Origin of the sequence: Curtobacterium sp. 314Chir4.1, from assembly GCF_900215175.1 — a bacterium.
Taxonomy (GTDB): domain Bacteria; phylum Actinomycetota; class Actinomycetes; order Actinomycetales; family Microbacteriaceae; genus Curtobacterium; species Curtobacterium pusillum_A.
This window is the reverse complement of record NZ_OCMI01000001.1, coordinates 507,893-531,516: the sequence shown is the minus strand read 5'-3', so window position 1 is coordinate 531,516 and position 23,624 is coordinate 507,893. Positions and strand designations below refer to the sequence as shown.

Sequence of the window (23,624 nt, the reverse complement as noted above, 5' to 3'; positions counted from 1 at the left end):
TCTGCTCGCGGGGTCGCGTCCGCGGGAGTTGCGAACGGTGCGATTGCCGGGTTGCGGCGGGGGCAACTGTTGCGGGCGCGGGGTTGCGACGTCGTCGATGTCGTACGACATCGAGTTTGTCGCACCGACGCGCGTGCAACTGTTGCAGGCGCGGGGTTGCGACGTCGTCGATGTCGTACGACATCGGATTTGTCGCGCGAGCCCTCCGCCGCCGCCTCGCCGCCCCGCCTCGCCGCGCCCCGCCGCGCCCCACCCGCGCTGTTCACACGCCGGCCGCCACCGATTCACCTGTCTGTACCCCTGCACAGCCATCCTCGTACGGCACCCGTTCGGGGCACAGACGAGGGGAACACCATGCAGCACAATCCGAAGCGCCGCCGCCGTGCGGGGCTCGCACTCGGCGCCGCACTCATCGCCGGGGCCGTCGCCCTGCCGGGTGCCGCCGAGGCCGTCGGGCAGCTCACGCTGAACCAGCACGGCGGCGCGCAGCGTGCGGTCGGCGACCAGACGCAGGCCGTCCGGAAGGCGATCAAGAACGCTGACGCGAAGAACGTCATCCTGCTCATCGGCGACGGGATGGGTGACTCCGAGATCACGATCGCCCGCAACTACCAGTACGGCGCCGCAGGTCGGCTGCCCGGGCTCGACGCCCTCCCGCTGACCGGCTCGTACACGACGTACTCGCTCGTGAAGGACGGCGTGAACAAGGGCAAGCCCGACTACGTGACGGACTCCGCGGCGTCCGGCAGCGCCTGGGCGACCGGCACCAAGACCTACGACGGTGCGATCTCGGTCGACATCGACGGGAAGCCGCAGCAGACGATCCTCGAGACCGCGAAGGCGAACGGCCTCCGCACCGGTGACGTCTCCACCGCGGAGATCCAGGACGCCACCCCGGCCGTGCAGGTCGCCCACGTCGGATCGCGCTCCTGTTACGGGCCGGACACCGCCGCGTGCGGCGCGGACGCGCTGCAGAACGGCGGGCTCGGCTCGATCAGCGAGCAGCTGCTGAACACCCGTCCGGACGTCACCCTCGGCGGCGGCTCCGCGAGCTTCCAGCAGACCGCGAAGGCCGGTCCGTACGCCGGCGACACCCTGTTCGACCAGGCCGAGCAGCGCGGGTACCAGGTGGTCTCCGACGCGGCCGGTCTCGCCGGCGTCCGGAAGGCCGACCAGAAGTCGCCCGTCCTCGGCCTCTTCACCCCGGGCAACTTCCCGACGCGCTACGCACCGACGACGGCGACCGTCGGCGGGGCCGACCAGGCAGCGGTGCGGTGCACCCCGAACCCGGCACGACTCGACACCGGGCTGTCCCTGGCGTCGCTGACGAACAAGACCATCGACCTGCTGAACCGCGGGAAGAACGGCAAGGGTTTCTTCCTCCAGGTCGAGGGCGCGAGCATCGACAAGCAGGACCACGCCGCGGATGCCTGCGGCCAGATCGGTGAGACGATCGACTTCGACGAGGCCGTGCAGGCCGCACTCGCGTTCGCGAAGCAGGACGGCAACACCCTCGTCATCGCGACGGCGGACCACGCGCACTCCAGCCAGATCGTCGACAACACGCCGCCGACGTCGCTCTCGACCGCGCTCGTGACCGCCGACGGCACCACGATGAAGGTCTCGTACGGCACCTCCGGCGCGGGTGCGTCGCAGCAGCACACGGGCACGCAGGTGCGGATCGCCGCGTACGGCCCCGGTGCCGCGAACGTCGTCGGACTCACCGACCAGACCGACACCTTCTTCACGATGTCCGAGTCGCTGCGCCTCGACGAGGACCTCGCGGCGCTGAGCCGCCACGCCCGCGTCGACCTGTCCGTCGGTGCACCGCGTCCGGGGCAGCGCGTGGCCGTCACCGGCTCGCGGTTCGCCGGCGACCGGCAGGTCCGGGTGCAGGTCGGGTCGACGGACCTCGGCACCGTGGACGTCATCGACGGGACTGCCTCGGTCACGTGGAAGGCGGTCGCGGGCAAGGCGACGGTGACCGTCACCGGCGTGCAGTCGGGGAAGCAGGCGAGCACGCAGGTGCGCGTCCGCTAGTCCCGAGACCCGGCCCGACCGGCCTGGTCACGCCGTCTCAGGACGGTGTGACCAGGCCGGTCTCGTACGCCAGCACCACCGCGTGCACCCGGTCCCGCAGCTGCAGTTTCGCGAGGATCCGCCCGACGTGGGTCTTCACCGTCTGCTCGGCGATGAAGAGGTCGGCCGCGATCTCCCCGTTCGACCGCCCCCGCGCCATCAGCAGGAACACGTCCCGTTCCCGTTCGGTCAGCACGTCGAGCACCTCGGTCCGCGGCGCGGTCGGCGGCGGTCCGGCGACGAACGCCTCGACGAGGTGCCGGGTCACCCTCGGCGCGAGCAGCGAGTCGCCCGCCGCGACCGTCCGGACCGCCTGGACGAGCTCGTCCGCGCTGGCGTCCTTCAGCAGGAACCCGCTGGCGCCGGCCCGCAGGGCGTCGAACACGTAGTCGTCGATGTCGAACGTCGTGAGCATCACCACGCGGACGGGTCGGTCCGCGGGCGCTGCGGTGATCCGCCGGGTCGCCTCGATCCCGTCGAGCTGCGGCATCCGCACGTCCATCAGGATCACGTCCGGCTGCAGCCGGACCGCCTGGGCGACGGCGTCGGCTCCGTCGACCGCCTCGCCGACGACCTCGACGTCGTCCTGGGCCTGGAGGATCGCCCGCAGTCCCATGCGGAACATCTGTTGGTCGTCGACCACCATCACCCGCGTCATCGGCTTCCCCCGTCGGCTGTCGGACCCGACGTGGACCGGGTCGGCTGGGTGGGCAGGCTGACGGCCACGTGGAAGCCGCCGTCCGGGTCCGGCCCGTGGTCGATGGTGCCGTGCAGCGCAGCGACCCGTTCGCGCATGCCCGCGAGTCCGAACCCGCCGTCGTCGGGCGGTGCGGCAGGGACGGTGCCCGCGGGTGGCGCCGTGTTGGCGACCTCGACCGTGAGCGCCGAGCCGTGCCTCCCGACCGTCACGACGGTGGGCGCGCCGGGCGCGTGCCGGGCCACGTTGCCGAGCGCCTCCTGCACGACCCGGTAGACGGTGAGCTGGGCGAGCCGGTCGGCGTCGTCCTCCCCGCCGTCGGACGCGTCCGACCGGAGCTCGACCGGGATGCCTGCCGCGCGCGTCGCCTGCACGAGCGCGGGGAGGTCGGCGAGGCGCGGCTGCGGGGCGCGCTCCGCGTCGGTGTCGCCGCGGAGGGTGCCGAGCAGCTGCCGCATCTCGCGGAGTGCGGTACGGGAGGTCTCGGCAATGGCGGCGAACTCCGCACGGGCGTCGGGCGGCAGGTCGGCGACGCGGTACGGGGCGGACTCGGCCTGCATGTGCACGACGGACATGCTGTGCGCGACGACGTCGTGGAGCTCGCGGGCGATCCGGGACCGCTCCTCGACGGAGCGGCGCCGCGCCTGTTCGAGCTCGGCGTCGCGCCGGGCCTCGGCCAGTTCCTGCCGGATGGTCCGACGCTGCCCGATGACGATCGCGGCGGCCGCGAGGATGAGCGAGTCGCCCGCGCTCACCACGAAGCTCGTGGCCCACACGTCCGGGTGCGCCCAGCGGGCCGGTGACACCGCGACGAGCACGAGGGTGAGGACGGCGGCGGCGACCCAGACGGTGGCGGTGAGCCGCCAGGTGGTCCGGACGCCGAGGACGACCAGCAGCACGCCGAGGCCGATCATGCTCGTCACCGAGACCGGCCAGGGCGCAGCCGGGCCCGGGGCGGTGAGGAGACCGAGCGCGGCGAGACCGGCGAGGTGGGCGATCGACGCCGAGCGGGGGAGGAGCGGGGCGAGGCCGATGCTCAGCGAGAGGACCGCGGTGACGAGCATCGCGAGCGGCACCGGGACGCCGTAGAAGACCGCGGTGACCGGAGCGGCGACCGCGAACAACGACACCGCGACGACGACGAGCGCGACCCGACCGGCGAGGGGGAGCCAGGTCGGTCGGGTCGGGGTCGGTGCAGGGTTCACGGTCGGGCGATCTCTCCGGTGCGGGTCATGCGGGGGACCGGGCGGGTGGTGGGGGTCGGGGCGACCGTCGCGGGGGCGCTGCGGGAGCCGTCGGGTGCAGGAGCCGGGGCGGCGTGGTGCGGTGCGGCCGGCGTGGTGGCGTCGCGTGCGGCCGTGGTGGTCGCGCGGGCGTCACGCCTCCGGCTGATGCTACCGATCACCCGGTCCACCGCGATGCCGAGGCCGGCCGCGACCACCATCGACACGAGGGCGGCGACGATCGGTTCGTGCAGCACGCTCGACGCGGCGAGGGCGATGCCGATCGACGTCGCCGACCAGGCCAGCCCGGCGAGCGAGCTGATCGCGAGGAAGCGGCGGTAGGGGAGCCGGGTGGCCCCGGCGGTCATGTTCACGGCGACCCGGCCGACGGGGACGTAGCGGCCGATGAGGATGAGGCTCGCGGACCGTCGTCGCATCTGCCGTTCGGCGAAGGCGAACGCCGCCGCGATCCGTGGGCGTCTCGACCGAGCCAGCCGGGCGAGCCCGATCCGACGGCCGATCCAGTACGCGATCGAGTCGCCGACGATCGCGCCGACCGCCGCGGCGACGAGGACGCCCGCGAGCACCGGCTGCCCGGAGGTCGCTGCGACCGCGGCGACGGCCACCAGGGCCGACTCGCTCGGGATCGGCGGGAAGAACCCGTCGACGAGGCACAGGGCGACGAGGACGACGTACACGAGCGGGCTCGCGGCCAGCTCGACGACGAGCGGGGTGATCTGGTCGAACACGGGTGGCTCCCTCCGCCGACGGACCTCGTCGACGGAGACGACGCTACGGAGCGGCGGGACCGCTGCCATCCCGCGGCGGTCTCGACCACCCCCTACCGCGGTATGACTTCCCCCTGGCCGAAGAGGACGTCGGGGGCGTCCACTCGGCGGTCGGTGACGGTCGTCGGCGCCTCGAGGTGGACGGCGCCCGAGGGCAGGATCCCGACTCCGCCGAACCGCTCCATGACGCGCCACTGCGCGACGACGTCCTCGCCGGCGTGCTCGGGCGGCAGCGCCCGCCAGAAGCCGAACCCGCCGACGGTCTCGAGCGCCTCGCGGTCGTACAGCACGCAGGCACCGACCCAGGCGACCCGGTAGGGCACCCACCCGCCCGGTTCGACGTCGAGCGTGGCGGCGAGGTGGGTCGGGTTCGCGGCGTTGTGCAGCGACCAGCGGTCGAAGGCCGACGTCCCCCGGCGGACGACCTCCGGGACGACGGGGCCGTCCCACCCCTCGAAGACGCTCGTCTCCTGGGGACGCCGGTCGTCGAGGTAGGACAGGCCCTGCACGGGACTGCCGACGAACCCGCAGTCGAGGGACCGCAGGGCGTCGAGCATCCGCGCGATCGAGCCCGGTTCGAGCCAGACGTCGTCGTCGAGGAACAGCACCGCGGGTGCGGTGGCGTGGTCGAGGAGGAACTGCCGGTGCTCTGCCAGGCCACGCCGTTCCGGGTGCGTGCGGAGCGTGACGGACCGGCCCTGCGCCTCCAGGACCCGGATCATGGCGGCGACCGCCGGCGCGGCGGCGGCGTCCCCGTCCCGGGACTGGTCGCTGAGCACGAGCCGGAGGTCGACGTCGGTCTGCGCGGCGAGCCCGGCGAGGGTGGTCGCGAGCTCGGCCGGACGGCCGACGGTCGGGATGAGGACGTCGACGTCCGCGGTGGTGGTGGTGTCCGCCGGTTCGGGCGCCGTTGCCCAGAGACCGGACCAGCGGGCGGTCACGGTGCGGGGTCGGGCTCGGGCCGCGGTGCGGCGGACTCCGCCGACTGCGCTGCGGCGGTCTGCGCCGTCTGTGCCGCTGCTTCGCGGATGCGTCGGACCACGGCCGTCGTCGAGTGCTCCGGGACGTAGTCGACCATCACCACCTCGCCGCCGTAGGCGCGCACGACCTCGGTCTCGCGGAGCATCTCGGGCGAGTAGTCCCCACCCTTGACGTACACCTCGGGCCGGAGCCGTTCGATGAGCGGGATCGGGGTGTCCGTCGCGAACACGGTCACCAGGTCCACGCAGGCGAGGGCGGCGAGGACGCCGGCGCGGTCCTCGGCCGGGTTGATGGGGCGCTCCGGGCCCTTCAGCCGACGGACCGAGTCGTCGTCGTTCAGGGCGACGACGAGCAGGTCGCCGAGGTCGCGCGCCTGCCGGAGGTACGTCGTGTGCCCGCGGTGGACCACGTCGAAGCAGCCGTTCGTGAACACGACCCGGCGTCCCGCCTCGTGGGCACGCTCGACGGCGTCGGCGAGTTCGTCGTGGTCGACGACGGTCGCGGCCGGGGCGGTCACCGAGTCGAGGAGCGCGGCGGCGGTGCACACCGAGGTGCCCGCTTCGCGGACGACGACGTCGGCCGCGGCCTGTGCGACCGCGACGGCGTCGCGCAGCGGAGCGCGGACGGCGAGCGCGACCGCTGCGGCCGCGCAGAAGGTGTCGCCCGCTCCGGACGCCTGCTGCTCCGACGCCGGGGTGGCGCGGGTGCGGAAGGCGCGGTCGCCCTCCGCGACGTCGCGCTCGAGCAGCACGGTCCCGTCGCGGTCGAGGGTGACCACGGCGGCGCGGGCGCCGGTGCGCGCGAGGACCTCGTCCCGCGCGGCGAGGACTGCCGGCACGCGTTCGACCCCGGTGCCGAGGTCGCGGCCGAGGAGGCCGGCGGCCTCACCGGCGTTCGGCGTGACGAGGTCCGGCGCGAGTGCCGCCCAGCGGGTCAGGTCGTGCGCGTCGACGACCACCGCGCCCGGGCGGTCGCGGTCGAGCATCGGCACGATGTCCGAGGCCTGCACGCCGAGGCCGTAGTCGCAGACCACCGCTGCGTCGGCGCAGCGGACCGCGCGGGCGACGGCCTGCGCCAGGAGCGCGCCGTGGTCGGTGGTCGGTGCCGCCGCGAGCTCGTCCACCCGGACGACGACCCGATCGCCGGCGACGACGCGGGACTTCGTGGTCGTGCGCGTGCCCGCCACGACGACCAGGTACGAGGTGTCCACCCCGGCCGCGTCGAGCCGCTCGCGGAGGGTCCGGCCGGCTTCGTCGTCCCCGACGAGGCCGACCATCCGGACGCGGGCGCCGAGTGCCCGGGCGTTGACCGCGGTGTTCGCGGCGCCGCCGGGGACGGCGACGGTCTCGGTGACCCGGACGACCGGTGCGGGGGCCTCACGCGAGACGCGTTCGGCTTCGCCGACCGTCCAGCGGTCGAGGATGCAGTCGCCGATCACGACCACGAGCGGCTCGCGGTCGTCGATCGTGGCGACGAGGTCGCGGACGAGGCGGACGTCGGCGGTCATCGTGCACCCCCGACGGTGTCGGCGCTGCCGCCGGTCGCGCCGGCGGAGTCGGCGGGAGCGGGGGCGGTCGGTGCCGCGGTGCTGTTCGGTGCTGCGGTGGCGGTCGGTGCTGCGGTGGCGGTCGGTGCTGCGGTGGCGGTCGGTGCCGCGGTGGCCGGCGGTGCCGGCGGCGCCGGTTCGAGGTGGACGACGGTGGTCGTCGTCATCTCGTCGAGCAGGTGCGGCCCGTACCCGAATCCGGCGCCCGACGCGCCCCGCGGCTGGGCGCTCCCGCCCGGGGCACCGCCGAACACCGCGTTCACCTTGACGGTGCCGACCGGCAGTTCGGCCGCGGCACGGAGCGCGTGACCGGTGTCGTTCGTCAGGACCGTGGCAGCCAGGCCGTAGCGGTCCGCGGCGGCGAGCCGGAGCCCCTCGTCGAAGTCGTCGACGACCCGGACGGGTGCGATCGGCCCGAAGGTCTCCTCGGTCATCACGAGCATGTCGTCGGTGCAGTCCGTCAGGACCGTCGCGGGGTAGAAGGCCCCGGCGCCGTCGGGGGTCGAACCGCCCGTGCGCGCGGATGCACCGCGCTGCAGGGCGTCGTCGATGTGGGACTGCACGGTCCGCCGGAGTCGGTCGTCCACGAGCGGGCCGAACTCGGCGGCCGGAGCGGCGGTGCGACGTTCGGCCTCGGCGACGAGCGCGGCGACGAAGGGCTCGGCCACGGCTCGGTGCACGTAGACGCGCTCGACGCTCGTGCAGATCTGCCCGGTGTTCGCGAACGCCCCGAGCGCGACCTGCGCCGCGGCCCAGACCGGGTCGACGTCGGCGTCCACGATCACGGGGTCGTTCCCGCCGTTCTCGCGGATCACGTGCGCGCGGGTGCCGGCGGCGACCTCCGTGAGACGGTCGCCGGTCGCCGTCGACCCGACGTGCGCGTAGACGTCGATGCCCTCCTGGGCGAGCAGCTGTTCGCCGGTCGTCGCGTCACCGTCGACGCCGACCAGCACGCCGTCGGGCAGGACCTCGGCGAGCAGCTCGTTCAGTCGTGCGATGGTCGCGGGGCAGCGCTCGCTGCCCTTGTGCACGACCGTGTTGCCGGTGACGATCGCGGCGCCGAGGATCCCGCACGCGACGGCGACCGGGTCGTTCCAGGGCGTCAGCGCGAGCACCACGCCGCGGGGGTGCGGCACGGACCAGTCGGCAGCGCCGAACTGCCCCCGGAGTACCTCGCCGCGGTGCACGGGGCCCAGCTCGGCGTACTGCACGAGGGTCCCCACGCCGGCCTCCACTCCGCCGAGCGCGTCACCCGGGACCTTGCCGGTCTCGCGGGTGTTGAGGTCGGCGAGCTCCTGCGCGTGCGCACGGACGTGCTCCGCGGCGCGGTGGAGCAGGGCGCCCCGCTCCGCCGGGGCGGTCCGCGCCCAGGCACCGGCGGCGGCACGTGCGCGGGCGACCGCGGCGACGACCTCCTCCTCGGTGGCACGGGCGACGGTCGACGCCGTCGAGCCGGTGACCGGATCGGTCACGACCAGGGCGTCCGCGTCGGAGCGTGCGGCGTCGGTGGAGGGAGGTGCGATCGTCATGAGGTCCTTCCGGGAGACGGGCGGGAGTCGAACGCTCCTCCGCCCTGGCTGGGTGCGGACTCGGACTCGCGCTTCTCGTCCAGCGGGCACCACTGCTGAACACCGCGACGGTGGCCGACCGGTAGACGGGAGGGGTGCAACTGATCGGCAACGGTGGAGAACGCTTCGACGGCGTCCGGGAGATCGCGGTGCTCCGCGGCGGTGGTCTGGGGGACCTGATGTTCGCGGTCCCCGCGCTCGAGGCCCTCGCGGCGGCCTACCCGGAGGCGCGGATCACCCTGCTCGGCAGCCCCGCCGCTCCCGCGGTCCTGCGAGGACGGACGGACGCCGTGCACGCGTTCGAGGAGCTCCCCGTCGCCCCGGGCGTCCGCGAGTCCGGCGCGGACGCCCCCACCGTCGACGACTTCTTCGACCGGCTCGCGGGCCGCTTCGACCTCGCCGTCCAGGTGCACGGCGGTGGCCGCAACTCGAACCCGTTCCTGCTCCGCCTCGGCGCCCGCCACACCGTCGGCACCGCGACGGAGGACGCCGAGGTCCTGGAGCGCTGGGTCCGTTACGTCTACTACCAGCACGAGGCGCTCCGGGCACTCGAGGTGGTGTCCCTCGCCGGCGCCGTCCCCGTCACGCTCGACCCGCGGGTGCACGTCGACGCCGACGAGCGTGCCGCGGTCCGGGAACGCCTCGGGGTGACCGGCCGGCTCGTCGCGGTGCACCCGGGAGCGACGGATCCCCGGCGGCGGTGGAGTCCGGACCGCTTCGCCGCCGTGGTCCGGGCGCGGCTCGAGGCCGGCGACGACGTCGTCCTGGTCGGCGACGCGTCCGACGTGCCGGCCTCGACGGCGATCAGGGCGGCCCTGCCGACCGGGCTCGCGGCACGTGTGCACGACGTCACCGGGTCCCTGCCGCTCGACGAGCTCCCCGCCATGCTCGCCGCCGCCGACGTGATGGTCGGCGACGACTCCGGGCCGCGCCACCTCGCCGTGGCGGTCGGGACCCCCACGGTCGGCGTGTTCTGGTTCGGCAACGTCGTCAACGCCGGGCCGTTCGACCGCGGGCGGCACCGCGTGCACCTGTCGTTCGTGACCCGGTGCCCGGTGTGCGGGATCGACGTGACGCAGGTCGGTTGGACCGCGGAGCGCTGCGAGCACGACCCGTCCTACGTCGACGAGGTCACACCCGAGGCCGTCCTGGCCGACGTGGAGGACCTGCTCGCGACCAACTGACGAGCCGGCGCGCGCGGGCGTCCCCCGACGTCCCCCGACGTCTCCCGCGCACCGAGCGAGAACGGGCGCACCGTGCGAGAACGGGCGTACCTGGTCGGGAGTTCCGACCAGGTACGCCCGTTCTCGGTCGGTTCCGGCGCGGGCGCGGGCGCGGCGTGCGCGGGCGCGCGACCGCAGCCGCGCCCCGCGCTCAGCGCGCGCGGCTCACGGCCAGCTCGGCTCCGTCGCCGGCATGATCGACAGCTCGCGGATCTCGCAGCCGGCCGGCTGCGCCAGCGCGAACAGGATCGCGTTCGCGACGTACTCCGGCTCGATGAGCTGCGCGTCCGGCCCGGGCTTGTACTGCTCGGTGCGGTCGGCGAAGAAGTTCGTGCGCATGCCGGCGGGGATCACGTTGGTGACACCGACGCGGCCACCGGTCTCGGCGGCGAGTGCCTGCGAGAACCCGCGGACGCCGAACTTCGACGCGGAGTACGCGGTGCCGTCGCCGACGCCACGGAGCGCGAGCGACGACGAGATCGTGACGACCCGGCCGTGCGTGGCCTCGAGCGCGGGGAGGGCGGCGCGGACCACCGCGGCGGTGCCGAGCAGGTTCACGGCGACGATGCGCTCCCAGTCGCCCGACGAGATCCCGCCGATCGGCGCCGGCTTGTCGATCCCCGCCGCGGTCACGACGGCGTCGAGGCCGCCGTGGCGTTCGGCCGCGTCGCGGACCGCCTGCTCGGTCGCCGCCGTGTCGGTGACGTCGACCGCGACGGCGTCGAGGCCGTCCGCGACGGCGTCGACCGTCAGGTCGAGGACGATCGGCGTCCCGCCGGCCTCGGTGACGGCGCCGACGACCGCGGCACCGAGGCCGGAGGCGCCACCGGTGACGAGGACGCGGCCGATGGGGGTGGTGGGGACGGGCATGGACTTCCTTCCGTAGGGGAGTTGTGGGTGCGGCGTCAGCCGACGTGCTCGAGCGCTGCGGCCAGGCGCGTGGTGGACCGGCCCGGGTGGAACGGCACCGTCACGACACGGCCGCCCCACTCGGCGAGGGTCGCCGTCTCCGGCAGTTCGGCCGCGGTGTAGTCGCCGCCCTTCGCCCAGACGTCGGGGCGGAAGCGGCGCAGGGCCTCGTCGGGCGTGTGCTCGTCGAACACGACGACGGCGTCGACGCAGTCGAGCGCGAGCAGGAGCTCGACGCGGTCGTCCTGGCCCATGATCGGCCGGTCGGGGCCCTTCAGCGCTCGGACCGAGTCGTCCGAGTTGAGGCAGACGACCAGGCAGTCGCCGAGGGCGCGGGCCGCCGACAGCGTGCGGGCGTGCCCGGCGTGCAGCAGGTCGAAGCAGCCGCCGGTGGCGACGACGGTGCCGCCGGCGCTCCGGACGTCGTGGACGACTCGCATCGCGTCCCGGTCGGCCCCGGGCACCCGGACGGGTGCGGGGCCGTCGTCGGCGAACAGTGCGGTGACGCCACCGGCGGCGAGGTACTCGGACGCCGCGGTGACGCCGGCGCTCACCGCCCCGGCGACGTCGGCGCCGCCGGCGAGGGCGACGGCGACACCGGCGGCGAGCCGGTCTCCGGCTCCGCAGGGGTCACCGGCCGTCACCGAGGGGGCGGGGACGAACCGGTTGCCCTCCCGGGCGCTCGCGACGAGGGCGCCTCGGTCGCCGAGCGTGACGGCGACCGCGCCGACCTGCCAGGCCTCGACGAGGGATGCGGCGGCCTCGGTGGCGAAGGGGACGCCCTCGCCGGAGGCCTCGCTGAAGCGACGCGCCTCGGCGGCGTTCGGTGTCGCGACCGTGGTGCCCGGCACGGGTGCGGCGCCCTTCGGGTGCGGGTCCCAGACGACCGGGATCCGGGTGGCGCCGCGGGCCAGGGCGTCGCGCAGCGCGGGCGCCGCCGCGACGCCGCGACCGTAGTCGGCGACGACGATCGCGTCGACGTCGTCGAGTGCGGCGGTCATGGCGTCGGTGACCTCGGGGACGGGCGGGGTGGCACACCCCTCGTCGATCCGGACGAGGGCGTGGTCGGCGACGCGGACGCGCGTCTTCACCGGGGTCGGCACACCGGACGGGCCGGCGACGACCGTGACCTCCGGGAGGAGGTCGCGGATCTCGGTGGCGCGGGCGTCGTCCGAGAGCACGGTGACGAGGGTGACCTCGTGGCCGTCACGACCGAGCATGGTCGCGACCAGTCCGGCGCCGCCGGCACGACGATCGTCGGTGCGGACGTCGACGACGGGGACCGGGGCGTCCGGGCTGAGGCGTTCGCTGGTACCGGAGACGTCGACGTCGAGCAGGGTGTCCCCGACGACGGCGATCCGGAACCGACCGGCAGCGCCACCCGCAGCGCGAGCACCGGACGTGGCCCCGCCGGCGCGAGCACCGGCGCCGTCGGACCCGCGGGTCACCGACGGCCCCCGCGACGGAGCGCCGGCTCCATCGCTCGGCACAGGGCGTGCACGAGGACGAGCTGCGCCTCCTGCACGTTCGCGGACGGCCCGTCGATGCAGATCGCGTCGTCGACCGCCTCGGCGAGGGGGTTCGGTCGCGGCCCGGTCATCGCGAGCGTGCGAGCGCCGACGGCCCGAGCGGCCTGGGCGGCGCGGAGCAGGTTCGGGCTCTTGCCGCTCGTGCTGAGCAGGACGACGACGTCACCGGCGCGGGCGTGGGCCGACACCTGGCGCGCGAACACCTCGTCGTAGCCGTAGTCGTTCCCGATCGCCGTGACCGCGGAGGACTCGGCGTGCAGCGAGATCGCCGAGTACGCCGGGCGGTCCCCGTCGAACCGACCGGTCAGCTCGGAGGTGAGGTGCTGGGCCTCTGCCGCCGATCCGCCGTTGCCGGCGGCCAGGAGCCGCCGGCCGGCGACGAGCCGTGCGGCGATGTCGTCGGCCCAGTCGCCGATGTGGTCCTTGTGGTCGACGAGGGACGCGACCACCGGCACGGAGGCCGCGACGTGGTCGAGCACGATCCGCGCACTCGCGGTGGTCGGTCCGTCCACCGTCCCGGTTCGCTGGTCGATGGTCATCGGGCGGTCCTCTCCGTCGAGTGCGCGGGACGGACGGTCCGTCCGGCGCGGGTGCTGGTGGGGCGGGGTGTCGCGGACGGTGCACCGGCCGCGGCGCTCCCGGCGACGAGGCGGTCGTAGACGCGCTCACTGTCGGCGGCGACCTTCTCCCAGGTGTACCGGGTCTCGGCGCGCTCCCGACCGGCGCGTCCGTACTCCTCGCGCCGTTCGGGATCGTCGAGCAGGCCAGCGACGGCGGCGGCGACCGCGGTCTCGTCACGCGGCGGCACGTGCAGACCGGTGGCGTCCTCGACGACCGTGTCGATGAGGCCGCCGACCCTCGACGCGACGACGGGGCGTCCGCACGCCATGGCCTCGAGCGGCACGATGCCGAACGGTTCGTACCAGGGTGCGCACACGACGACGTCGGCGCTCCGGTACACCGCGGGCATGTCGTGCTGGCCGAGCTGCCCCCGGAAGGTCACGTGGTCGCGGACCCCGAGCGACCGAGCGAGGGCGTCCAGCCGTTGGTACTCCGGGTCGTCGGCGAGGTCGGCCCCGGCGACCCCTGCGCCACCGACGACGACGAGCTCGACGTCGCGGCCCTCGGCCACCAGCGCGGCGAGGGCGGCGATCGTCGTCCCCACGCCCTTCCGGCGGACGAGGCGGGAGGCGGTCAGGATGCGCGCGGCACGGCCGCGCTCCTCGACGGGCCGCCCGTCACCGGCGGGCTGGAACAGGGACACGTCGACGCCGCACGGGACGACCGAGATGCGGTGCAGCGGCACGCCGAGGGCCTTGAGCTCGAACGCTTCGTCCGAGCACGTCGCCACCACCTGGTCGACGCTCCGGCCCACGCCGGGCTCGACCCACTCGCGCTCGGCGGGGCTGGTGTCGGCGGCTCCCTGGTGCCGGCGCTTCACGACGCCCAGGGCGTGGAAGGTCTGCACGACGGGGATGCGGACGCCGCCGGTCCGGGCCTGCACCTGGGCGACCGCCTCGAGCGCGGCGTGACCGGACATCCAGAAGTGCGCGTGCACGATGTCGGGGCGCTCGACGAACCACTCCGCGGCGAGCACCGACGCGAAGGCGCCCATGGCGGGGAACAGCTCGTCCTTCGGCACCGTCCGTGCCGGACCCGCGTCGACGTGCACGACCTCGACGCCTGGCCGGAGGGGCACCCGCACGGGCGTGCCGGGGTCGTCCCGCCGGGTGTAGACGGTGACCTGGTGGCCCCGGTCGGCCAAGGCGCCGGAGAGCTCCGCCACGTGCACGTTCTGCCCGCCGGCGTCCACACCACCGAGCACCGCGAGCGGGCTCGCGTGTTCGGAGACCATCGCGATCCTCATCGCGCACTCCCTTCCATGGCGGCCGCAGCCGCACGGTTCCGTCGGACGCCGCGGGACACGGCGTCGTCGAGGAGGTCGTCCCAGTCGGCCGTGAACCGTCCGAGCGCGTGCCGCGCCAGCACGGCCTCGCGGGCGACGGCGCCGCGTCGTCGAGCCTCCTCCGGGTCGTCGAGCAGCGTCCTGGAGGCGCGGACCAGCTCCTCGACGTCGGTCGCGATCGCGCCGGCCTCGTCCGGGACCGTCCGCGCCGCGTCCGTCGTGGCGAGCACGAGGACCGGCATCGCCATGTGCATCGCCTCGATGAGCGAGAGTCCGAGTGACGTCCAGCGGTTCGGGTGCACGTACGCCCGCCGCTCCGCGAGGGCGCTGTGCATCAGGTCCGCCGGGACGTCCCCGAGGGCGACGACGCGGTTGCCGAACCCGAGTTCCGGCAGGCGCTCGGTCCCCATGCCCCAGACGTCGACGGGCGCGACGGTCGCGAAGCGCGGGAGCAGGTCGGTGCCGACGACGCGGTTGCGGCGGACCGGCTCGTTGACGACCACGCCGAGGCGCTCCAGCGTGCCGCGGTAGCGCGGACCGGGGTCGACGACGCCGTGCTCGACGACGGTGGTCCTCGTCGTGCCGCAGTCCCACATCACCGCGTTCCAGTGCGTCACGTGCGCGATCGTCAGGTCGTCCCGGTCCCGGAGCGGGTGCACGCTGTTCGGCACGTCGACGCGGGGTGCGTTGTGCTCGACGTACACCATCGGCACCGGTCGGCCGCCGAGCAGTCGCCGTGCGGCCTCGACCTCCTCCGGGCGCTGCAGGACCACGACGTCGACCTCGGCGTCGGCGACGTCGGCCGGGTCGACCTCGATCGCGGAGTCCGGCCAGGAGCGTCCGCCCCGGCCGAGGCCCCACGCGTCGCGCGCCGGCGTGGTCGGGATGAGGTACTCGTGCGGGCCGCGGACGAACGCGTCCATCCAGCCACCGTGCACGTGCCACACGAGGATCCGCATGCAGGGCCTTTCGAGTTCGAGGGGAGGAGAAGCAGGAGCAGTGGCGGACGCTACCCAGCGCTCTCTGGAGTGCTCCGCAGGCTTCTCCTGACCATCCGCGAAGCGCGGTCCAGCAGCCGTTCGTGCGCTTCCAGGACGTCCTCGATGCGCACCGTGGACAGGCACGGGTGACCCGGGACGGGGCACTCGCGGGCGCGGCTCAGGCGGCACGGGGCGCCCTGGTCGCCGAGCAGTTCGACCAACGGTCCGTCCGGTGCCCACTTCACCGCTGGGACGACGGGGGAGAACAGGCTGACGATGGGCGCGCCCACCGCCGCGGCGAGGTGCGCGGGCCCGGTGTTGCCGACCACGACGACCTCGGCACCGGCGAGGACCGCGGCGAGCTCCGCGGGCGATGTCCGCCCGCCGAGGTCGATCGCGGTGTCCCCGGCGACCGCCGCGGTGCGTGCACGCTCACCGGCGGAACCCGTGACCACGACGGGGACGCCGCGGGCGGCGTAGGCCGCGACCAGCGCACGGTGCTGCGACTCGGGCCACTCCCGGGCCGGCACGCTCGCTCCCGGGTGGACGACGACGTACCGGTCCAGCCCGGCCACGGGCGGCGGCGCGCCGACGTCGAGGCGCACCCCGAGCCTCCCGTCGTCATCCGGCGGCGGACGGAAGCCGGCCGCCTCGGCGATGCGCAGCGCGCGCTCCCGTTCCGGCACGTCCTCGGGGAGGTCCTCGCCCGGGCGCAACCGCACGTCGAGCAGCGACCCCGGGTGGTCGACGCTCGCGCCGGACACGCGCTCGACGCCGGCCAACCGGAGCAGGAGCGCGACGGGCAGGGGCGACTGGTGGAACGAGGTGAAGACGACGGCCTCGTCCGGGGCCTCCTCGGCGACGATCGCGCGGAACTCGGCGACCAGGGCGTCGTCGATCGGCCGTGCGGTCTCGGTGACCCACGGTGCGGCCCACACCCGGACGCGGTCGACGCCGGGCAGGAGATCGGCAGCCGGCGCGCCCTGCGGGCCGCAGAGCAGCGTGACGTGCGAGGCCCCGGCCGCGATCGCCCGCACCGCCGGGCCGGTCACCAGCACGTCGCCGAACGAGTCGAGCCGAACGGCCAGCACGCGCGGTCGGGCACCGGGTGCCCGCCCGCTCACGACCGCACCGCCTCGGCGCGCGCGAGGGCCAGCTCGACGGCCTCGTCGAGGGACGCCGCGACGGTCGGAGCGGCGTCGACCTCCGCACGACGGGTCCGAGGCGTCGGCACGAGCACGGCCTGCGCGCCCGCTGCCAGTGCGGCACCGACGTCGGCCCCGATGTCACCGATCACGACGAGCTCCGCGGGGGACAGCCCGAGTCGGTCCGCTGCGTCGAGCACCATCCCCGGCCGGGGCTTCCGGCACGCGCACCCGTCGTCGGCGTCGTGCGGGCACACGCACCACGCGTCGAACGGTCCGACGAGGTCGTCGACGCGGGCGTTCGTCGCGTCGACCTGCTCGCGGGTCGCCATGCCCTTCGCGATCACGGACTGGTTCGTCACCACCCCGAGCAGCAGTCCGGCCGCACGGGCGCGCTCCACTGCCCGGTGTGCACCGGGTACGGGCACGACCAGGTGCGGATCGGCGTTGTAGGGGACGTCGACGACGAGTGTGTCGTCCCGATCGAAGAGGAGACCGCGAACCACACGGTCCGGTGCGAGAGCCATGCACCTCGACTACCTGCGGGTCGCCGGGGGAGGCCTCAGGATCAGCCACGGAACGCGTTCCCGGGTGTTCCCGCGGCCGTTCGCGGCTACCGTCTGCGCCGTGACCGCCGTCGACACCCTGCCACCGTCCGACGGGCGCCCCGAGCTGCTCGTGCTCCGCGCCATCAAGCTCGGCGACCTGCTCGTCGCCGTCCCGGCCCTGCGCGCGCTGCGGCGTGCCTTCCCGGAGCACCGGATCACGCTCGCGACGACCGCCTGGCTCGCCCCGGTCGTCGAGCTCGTGCCGGAGGTCGACGTCCATCTGGCCCAGCACGGGCTCGACCACCCGATCAGCGCCCCGGCCGGAGCGGTCGACGTCGCGGTGAACCTGCACGGCGCCGGGCCGGAGTCGTCCGACCTCGTCGCGGCGCTCGGCGCACGGCGGGTGATCGGGCACGCCGACCCCACCAACGGCTTCGAGGGTCCGGCGTGGCCGGACGCCGTGCACGAGCGGGAGCGCTGGACGCGCCTGCTCGCCTGGCACGGTCTCGCGGCCGACCCGGACGACGTCGGCATCGCCCGCCCGGTCGCGCCGCCCGTGGTCGCGGACGTCGCGGTCGTGCACGTGGGCGCCTTCCACGGTGCGCGGCACTGGCCGACGGACCGCTTCGCCGCCGTGGTGCGGGGGCTGCGGGATCGCGGGTTCGACGTGGTCCTGACGGGAGGCGCGGACGACGTCGAGCGCGCGGCCGCCGTCGCGGGGGCGGCCGGGTTGGCGCCGGGGGCGATCCTGGCCGGCGTCCTGGGTCTGCAGGAGTTCGCGGGCGTCATCGCCGCTGCGCGGCTCGTCGTCACCGTCGACACCGGTGCCGCCCACCTCGCCTCGGCGTACGGGATCCCCTCGGTCGTGGTGTTCGGTCCGGCGCCGCCCGAAGCGTGGGGTCCGCCGGCCGCCGGCCCCCACGTGGTGCTGACCGACGCATCCGTCCGTCGCGGTGACGTGTTCGCCGAGGACCCCGACCCCGCACTGCTCGCGGTCGGACCGGGCGACGTGCTCGAGGCGGTCGACGCCCTGGGCGTGACCGTGACCGACGCCCCGACGCCCCGGTAGCGTCGGTGGCGAGCGGCCCGGACGCACCGGGCGCTCACGAGGAGGCGCACGTGTTCGAAGCCGCGAACATCCGGGACTGGATCGGCCTGCCGGTCGTCGACGAGGCGGACGACAAGGTCGGCACGCTCGAGAGCATCTACTACGACACCGCGACGTCGGAGCCCGCGTTCGGCTCGGTCACCACCGGCATGGTCGGGTTCCAGAAGCTCCTGTTCGTACCGCTCGCCGGGGCGCTCGTGGCACCGAAGCACCTCCGGGTCGCGTTCCCGAAGAAGCTGGTGAAGGACGCACCCACGATCCCGACCGACGGCGAGCTCGACGCCTCGCTCGAACCGGAGCTGTACCAGCACTACGGGCTCGAGTACCGCACCGGCAGCGGGGGAGAACGGCGACTCGGACGCCGCTAGGCTGGTTGGTCCAACCCGACCCTGGAGGCCGAACCTGCTCCGCTCCGCCCGCTCGACGCTGCTCGCTGCAGCGGCGACGTTCGTCGTGCTCGCGGGGTCGCTCGCGGGCAGCGGCGCGGCGGTGGCGGCACCGATGTGGCCGGTCCCCGAGCCCTGGCCGACGACGGCGGTGCCGCAAGAGACCCTCGCCGGCATCCCCGCCGGCAGCGAGTACGTCGCGCTCGGCGACTCGTACTCGGCCGGTTACGGGCTGTCGGACCCGACGCGGCTGCCGACGAGTGCGTGCGGCCAGTCGGCCCAGGACTACCCGCACCGCATCGCAGCACGCTTCGGACTCGCCCTGAAGGACGTCACGTGCGGTGGGGCGACGAGCGCGGACGTCACCAGCGGGTTCCAGTTCAAGGGCGTCCCGCCGCAGATCCGGTCGTTGTCCGATCGCACCCGCCTCGTCACGCTGACGATCGGCGGCAACGACGCCGACCTGTTCGGCACCGCGGCGTCGTGCCTGGCGATCTCGGCGAAGGGCCCGGTGTTCTCTGGTCGCGACGCCCCGTCGTGCCGGAGCACCCTCGTGTCCGACGGGGTCGACCAGCTCGGTGCGAAGATCCAGTCCCGCGTCGCTCTGGGCATCGCGGACACGCTCGCCGCCGTGAAGGCCGCTGCACCGAACGCCCGGATCGTGTTCCTCGGCTACCCGGCGATCTTCCCGGACGCCGACCACACCCCGAAGGGCGGCTGCTTCCGGTCGGCGCTCGACCTCGGCACCCTGACCGGGTCCTTCCCGACGAACTCGTACCCGTTCACGAACACCGACGTCCGGTACCTCCACGGTGTCCAGCAGGAGCTCAACGAGGTGTCGAGGACGGCGGCGCGCGCCGCCGGCGTCCGGTTCGTCGACGTCTTCTCGAGCACGCAGGCGCACTCCGCCTGCGCGACGAAGAAGCCGTACGTGTCCGGGGTGTCGCTCGACGGCACGGCGAACCTGCGAAGGATCGACCTGCAGCCGGACGCCCTGCACCCGAACATGCGCGGTGTCGCGTACCTGACGAAGCGCGTCGCGGCGGCGACGCGCGACCTCGCGGGCTGACCAGCGCCTCCGACACGGCGGGCCGGTGCCGCCGAACCGGGTGACGCCCGTCACGCGCCGACGCTCGTCAGGCGCTGACGCCGACCGCTTCGGTGTGCGCAGCAGGGGGCACGACGCACACCGGCGAGACCGTCTCCCGCAGGACGTCGTGGAGCACCGACCCGGACAGCGCCTTCACGTGCCCCAGCCCGAGCACGACGAGACAGGCCCGCCGGGTGTGCGCGGCGATGGCGTGCCCCGGGTGCCCCTCGACGAGCAGCGGGTGGAACCGGACCTCCGGGTACCGTCGGGTGAGCGCTGCCGTCACGCGCTGCAGGAGCTCGGCGTTCCGGGTGCGCCACCGCATCGGGTCCTCGGCGAAGTCGGTCAGCCCCGTGCGGGTGAGCACCGGCATCTCCCACGCCCGCAACAAGGTCACGCGACGGTGCCGGCGGCGGGCCTCGTCCACGGCGATCGCGACGGCACGCTCGTCGAGGGGCTCCTCGACGGCGAGGACGACGTCGCCGTCGATCGGGTGCGGGCCGTCGGGCACGACGACCGTCGGCACCGCGGCGCGCTCGGCGACCCGTGCGGGGTCGCCACCGGCGGTCGAGCCGCGTCGGCTCCGGAACGTGCCGATGACGAGCAGGTCGCCGTCGTCGGACTCCTCCACGAGCGCGGCGGCGAAGGGTCCGGCGTGGCGTCGGATCTCGACCTGCACGTCCGGCAGGCCCGCGCGTGCGGCATCCGCGACGGCTTCGGCCACGCGTCTGCCCGACGGTCCGACGCGGGCCTCGAGCGCCGGGTCGACCCCGATCACCCGGATGCGTTCGATGCCGGTCCCCGCCCGCGCGGTGATCCAGTGCACGGCCTCCTCGTGCGGCTTCGCTGCGTCCGCGGCCAGCGTGACCGTCGTCCACCGTTCGTCCATCCCGATCGACCTCCTCGTCCGGGGTCCTCCGGGGGCGTCGCCATGGCGCTCCTTGCGGTGCAAACTACTCCCGCCGTGCGGCCCGGTACGCCCCGTTCCTCAGGTACCGAGTGCATACGGGCGTACCTGGTCGTTCCTTCCGACCAGGTACGCCCGGATCCGCGTTCCATCGCACGTGCTCTGGGAAGGGACGCCGCGCGCGCTACGCTCGCCGACATGGTGCTGAGCGCGGGACTCCTGCTCTACCGGGTCGACGACTCCGCGCTCCAGGTGTGGATCGCGCACATGGGTGGGCCGTTCTGGCGTCGTCGGCCCCGGGCGTGGTCGATCCCGAAAGGCCTCGCCGAGGGGGACGAGGACGTGCTCGAGACCGCGCGCCGCGAGTTCGCGGAGGAGATGGGCGTGCCAGCCCCTGCTGGTCCGACGATCGACCTCGGGGAGCACCGGCAGGCGTCGGGGAAGCGCGTGCGGGTGTTCGCCGTGGAGGCCCCGACGTTCGAGGTCGCCGAGGTCCACTCGAACACCGCGCGGCTCGAACTCCCGCGCGGTTCCGGCCGGTTCGTCGAGGTACCGGAGGTGGACGAGGCCCGGTGGGTGCCGATCGAGGCCGCTCGGGACATGGTCGTCGCGGGGCAGGTCGGCGCGCTCGATCGGCTGATCGCGGTGGTGCAGCCGTGATGCACGACCGTTCTCGTGGCGCGTGTGACGGGGGTCACGAACGGGTCTCGGTCTGGACGGAGTTCGCGGTCTCTGGCTAGCCTGAACGAGCGCCGTGGCAGCGCGGTGCGCGAAGCAGGGGAGTTGCACATGCAGCGTTGGCGCGCGCTCACGGCAGGGTTGACCGGGATCGTTCTCGGAGCAGGACTGGCGATCGGCGGCGCGACGAGCGCCTCCGCCGCGCCGGCCGGGCACTGGGGCACGTTCACACTGAGCGGGTCGAGCAAGGACTACACGGGCACGATGACGTTGCCCGGGTTCCCGGGCACGACCTTCACCTCGAACTCCCGGCAGTCCACGGTGATCAGCGGGGCGTCGACGTGGCAGGGGCCCTCGACGGGTCCGGGCGCCGCCTACGGATCGAGCCGCGGCAACACGTACATCAACCAGCGCCCGAACGCGGACTCGCCGACCGCGGCTGCCGCGTCGACCACGACGTACACCTTCGACGGACCGACGCCCGGCAACGGAAGCTGGTCGTTCGTGCTCGGCGACATCGACGCCGACCAGGCGACGATCTCGGCCACGGTGCAGGGCGGCGCTCCGGCGACGGCCGCGCAGCTCGGCTACCAGAGCTCGTACAACTCGTGCTCCGCGGTCTCCGCAGGCGGGTGGTCCTGCCCGGCCGACCCGGGCGGCGTCCCGGCCGGCCAAGACCGCCCGACGTGGAACGAAGCGTCGCGCACGCTGATCGGGAACGCCGCCGCGAACGACACCTCCGGCGCCACCGCCTGGTTCACCCCGACCGTGCCGCTCACGTCCCTGACGATCACGTACCAGCAGCGCAGCGGGTTCCCCGTGTACCAGACCTGGTTCGCGAACCGGACGGCGGCGATCACCGGCACCGCCACGCTCGACGGCACGCCGATCCCCGGGACTGTGGTGACGGTCACGGCGCCAGGCGGACAGGTCTTCACGACGACGACCAGTACCAGTGGTGAGTACACCTTCCCGGCTCTCACGCCGCAGGCGGGTTACACCGTGTCCGTCACTCCACCGCCGGGAGCCGAGACCGACCCGGCGTCCCCCGCCACGCAGACGGTCGACCTCGTCGACCCGGATGGCGGCGGCGTGGATGGCACCGCGGACTTCCGCTTCACCTCGCCGTCGGGCACTTCGTCGATCATCGGTGTCGTGACGAATGGTCAGCAACCCATCGCGAACGTCCCCGTCACGATCACCGATCCGTCGGCACCGGGAACCCCGATCGAGACGACCACCAACGATGCCGGCGTCTACACCGGATCCGGCCTCTCACCGAACACCACCGTCGAGGTGTCGGTCGACAGCGGGACCCCTGTGCCCGTGAGGACCGGAGATCCGGGTACGGCTGCCACGCCTCCCACCATCGAGGCCCCGAACGCGGCAGCGACCGTCAGCGGAGTCGTAACGCTCGACGGTGCTCCCGCTCCCGCCGTGGCTGTCGACCTGCTCGACGGATCCGGGAACGTCGTCGCAACCGTTGAGACGGACGCGGACGGGCGGTACTCGTTCACGACCATCGACGGCACTTACACGATCCGCTCCGCCCTGCCCTCAGCGGACGCCGAGGGCTCGACAACGAGCCAGCCGGTGGCGATCGTGGGCGGCGGTGCGCCCCAGACGCGGGACTTCGCCTTCATCACGCCCGAACCGCCGACGGCGGTCACGACGATCGCCACCGGTCGCGTCATCGACACCGACGGCCAGCCGATCGCGGACACCGCGGTGACGGCCACCCCGAGTGACTCAGATGCTGGGGGACCGGTTACGGCAACCACGGGTGACGACGGCAGTTACACGCTCGATGGTCTCAACCCTTCGACGGAGTACACGGTCTCCGTGGCCGGCAGTGACGTGTCAGTCGACTTCACCTCCGGCACGGACGAGGCCGACGTGACAACAGTGCCCGACCTCGTGATCGATGCAGCGACCGTTACGCCGACGCCGACTCCGACGCCCTCCGCTTCGGCGCCCGCCGCCGGGCCGGGCACCACGCCGGTGTCGTCGAACGGCGGCTCGAACACGGGCGGCGCACTGGCGTACACCGGTGCGGACCTGACGCCGGGCCTCATCGCGGCGGGCGTGCTCGTGCTGCTCGGCGCCGGGCTGCTGACGTTCCGCGCCGTGCGGAACCGTCGCCGGACCTCGCACCTGCAGGACTGACCCGGGCATACGAAGGGGCGGGATCGGCGCTCCCGATCCCGCCCCTTCGTCGTGTGCGCCCGGCGGACGAACGGTGGACCGGCGGGCGGTGCCGAGGTCGCACGTCCTGTCGCCCGGGGTCTCTCCGAGCGGCACTTTGTGCGACCCCGGTGGCACGCGCGCGGCAT

General features: G+C 74.2%; 21 protein-coding genes. 7 read left to right on the top strand and 14 right to left on the bottom strand.

The features are described from left to right. Positions 1-354 precede the first annotated feature (354 nt). Positions 355-2,040: an alkaline phosphatase gene (gene phoA / locus CRP27_RS02415; protein ID WP_097179149.1), complete on the top strand. Its 1,686-nt coding sequence runs from the start codon at positions 355-357 to the stop codon at positions 2,038-2,040. A gap of 37 nt (positions 2,041-2,077) precedes the next feature. Here phoA and CRP27_RS02410 read toward each other — a convergent pair whose 3' ends face one another. The 6 genes from CRP27_RS02410 to CRP27_RS02385 form a co-directional block, all read right to left on the bottom strand. Next, on the bottom strand, positions 2,078-2,737 hold the full coding sequence (locus tag CRP27_RS02410; RefSeq protein WP_097179148.1) for a response regulator transcription factor: 660 nt from the start codon (positions 2,735-2,737) through the stop codon (positions 2,078-2,080). Then, entirely contained in the window at positions 2,734-3,981 is a 1,248-nt protein-coding gene (locus tag CRP27_RS02405; RefSeq protein WP_097179147.1) for a sensor histidine kinase, read from the bottom strand. The genes CRP27_RS02410 and CRP27_RS02405 overlap by 4 nt, the downstream gene beginning before the upstream one ends. Beyond that, positions 3,978-4,748 carry a DedA family protein gene (locus tag CRP27_RS02400; protein ID WP_176505433.1) on the bottom strand — a complete coding sequence of 257 codons (771 nt, stop codon included), beginning with the start codon at positions 4,746-4,748 and terminating at the stop codon, positions 3,978-3,980. Before CRP27_RS02400 ends, CRP27_RS02405 begins: the two co-directional genes overlap by 4 nt. 92 nt (positions 4,749-4,840) lie before the next feature. Continuing rightward, positions 4,841-5,728 (bottom strand): glycosyltransferase family 2 protein, encoded by an 888-nt coding sequence (locus CRP27_RS02395; RefSeq protein WP_097179145.1) that lies wholly within the window; start codon positions 5,726-5,728, stop codon positions 4,841-4,843. Next, a complete protein-coding gene (rfaE2, locus tag CRP27_RS02390; protein ID WP_097179144.1) occupies positions 5,725-7,275 on the bottom strand; it encodes a D-glycero-beta-D-manno-heptose 1-phosphate adenylyltransferase in 1,551 nt (516 codons plus the stop codon). Before rfaE2 ends, CRP27_RS02395 begins: the two co-directional genes overlap by 4 nt. After that, complete coding sequence (locus tag CRP27_RS02385; RefSeq protein ID WP_097179143.1) at positions 7,272-8,843, bottom strand: aldehyde dehydrogenase; 1,572 nt, start codon at positions 8,841-8,843, stop codon at positions 7,272-7,274. Before CRP27_RS02385 ends, rfaE2 begins: the two co-directional genes overlap by 4 nt. Before the next feature lie 134 nt (positions 8,844-8,977). Between CRP27_RS02385 and CRP27_RS02380 the strand changes: the two genes are divergently transcribed. Continuing rightward, positions 8,978-10,066 carry a glycosyltransferase family 9 protein gene (locus CRP27_RS02380; protein WP_097179142.1) on the top strand — a complete coding sequence of 363 codons (1,089 nt, stop codon included), beginning with the start codon at positions 8,978-8,980 and terminating at the stop codon, positions 10,064-10,066. A 204-nt stretch (positions 10,067-10,270) separates the two neighbouring features. Here the strand turns inward: CRP27_RS02380 and CRP27_RS02375 are convergent, their stop codons facing one another. The 7 genes from CRP27_RS02375 to CRP27_RS02345 all read right to left on the bottom strand — a co-directional run bounded on the left by CRP27_RS02375 (position 10,271) and on the right by CRP27_RS02345 (position 17,101). After that, a complete protein-coding gene (locus CRP27_RS02375) occupies positions 10,271-10,975 on the bottom strand; it encodes an SDR family oxidoreductase (protein WP_097179141.1) in 705 nt (234 codons plus the stop codon). A 35-nt stretch (positions 10,976-11,010) separates the two neighbouring features. Next, positions 11,011-12,372 (bottom strand): PfkB family carbohydrate kinase, encoded by a 1,362-nt coding sequence (locus CRP27_RS02370; RefSeq protein WP_097179610.1) that lies wholly within the window; start codon positions 12,370-12,372, stop codon positions 11,011-11,013. Between the two features lie 86 nt (positions 12,373-12,458). After that, a complete protein-coding gene (locus tag CRP27_RS02365; protein ID WP_097179140.1) occupies positions 12,459-13,082 on the bottom strand; it encodes an SIS domain-containing protein in 624 nt (207 codons plus the stop codon). Then, on the bottom strand, positions 13,079-14,410 hold the full coding sequence (locus CRP27_RS02360) for a glycosyltransferase (protein ID WP_097179139.1): 1,332 nt from the start codon (positions 14,408-14,410) through the stop codon (positions 13,079-13,081). The genes CRP27_RS02365 and CRP27_RS02360 overlap by 4 nt, the downstream gene beginning before the upstream one ends. After that, positions 14,407-15,408: a glycosyltransferase gene (locus CRP27_RS02355; protein ID WP_097179138.1), complete on the bottom strand. Its 1,002-nt coding sequence runs from the start codon at positions 15,406-15,408 to the stop codon at positions 14,407-14,409. Before CRP27_RS02355 ends, CRP27_RS02360 begins: the two co-directional genes overlap by 4 nt. Positions 15,409-15,458: 50 nt before the next feature. Further along, complete coding sequence (locus CRP27_RS02350; RefSeq protein ID WP_097179137.1) at positions 15,459-16,553, bottom strand: glycosyltransferase family 9 protein; 1,095 nt, start codon at positions 16,551-16,553, stop codon at positions 15,459-15,461. Then, positions 16,550-17,101 carry an HAD-IIIA family hydrolase gene (locus CRP27_RS02345; RefSeq protein WP_097179136.1) on the bottom strand — a complete coding sequence of 184 codons (552 nt, stop codon included), beginning with the start codon at positions 17,099-17,101 and terminating at the stop codon, positions 16,550-16,552. The genes CRP27_RS02350 and CRP27_RS02345 overlap by 4 nt, the downstream gene beginning before the upstream one ends. Before the next feature lie 100 nt (positions 17,102-17,201). Between CRP27_RS02345 and CRP27_RS02340 the strand changes: the two genes are divergently transcribed. The 3 genes from CRP27_RS02340 to CRP27_RS02330 all read left to right on the top strand — a co-directional run bounded on the left by CRP27_RS02340 (position 17,202) and on the right by CRP27_RS02330 (position 19,685). Continuing rightward, positions 17,202-18,191: a glycosyltransferase family 9 protein gene (locus tag CRP27_RS02340; RefSeq protein WP_097179609.1), complete on the top strand. Its 990-nt coding sequence runs from the start codon at positions 17,202-17,204 to the stop codon at positions 18,189-18,191. A 50-nt stretch (positions 18,192-18,241) separates the two neighbouring features. Beyond that, the gene (locus CRP27_RS02335) at positions 18,242-18,598 is read left to right on the top strand and encodes a PRC-barrel domain-containing protein (RefSeq protein ID WP_097179608.1); all 357 of its coding nucleotides are present in this window, start codon (positions 18,242-18,244) and stop codon (positions 18,596-18,598) included. A gap of 85 nt (positions 18,599-18,683) precedes the next feature. Further along, the gene (locus tag CRP27_RS02330; RefSeq protein WP_097179135.1) at positions 18,684-19,685 is read left to right on the top strand and encodes an SGNH/GDSL hydrolase family protein; all 1,002 of its coding nucleotides are present in this window, start codon (positions 18,684-18,686) and stop codon (positions 19,683-19,685) included. A 67-nt stretch (positions 19,686-19,752) separates the two neighbouring features. On the opposite strand, the gene CRP27_RS02325 is transcribed toward CRP27_RS02330, so the two are convergent. Next, positions 19,753-20,595: a universal stress protein gene (locus CRP27_RS02325; protein ID WP_097179134.1), complete on the bottom strand. Its 843-nt coding sequence runs from the start codon at positions 20,593-20,595 to the stop codon at positions 19,753-19,755. A gap of 216 nt (positions 20,596-20,811) precedes the next feature. On the opposite strand from CRP27_RS02325, the gene CRP27_RS02320 reads away from it, so the two are divergent. Continuing rightward, positions 20,812-21,273 (top strand): NUDIX domain-containing protein, encoded by a 462-nt coding sequence (locus CRP27_RS02320; RefSeq protein WP_097179133.1) that lies wholly within the window; start codon positions 20,812-20,814, stop codon positions 21,271-21,273. Between the two features lie 129 nt (positions 21,274-21,402). Next, positions 21,403-23,457: a collagen binding domain-containing protein gene (locus CRP27_RS02315; RefSeq protein ID WP_141399657.1), complete on the top strand. Its 2,055-nt coding sequence runs from the start codon at positions 21,403-21,405 to the stop codon at positions 23,455-23,457. Positions 23,458-23,624 lie beyond the last annotated feature (167 nt).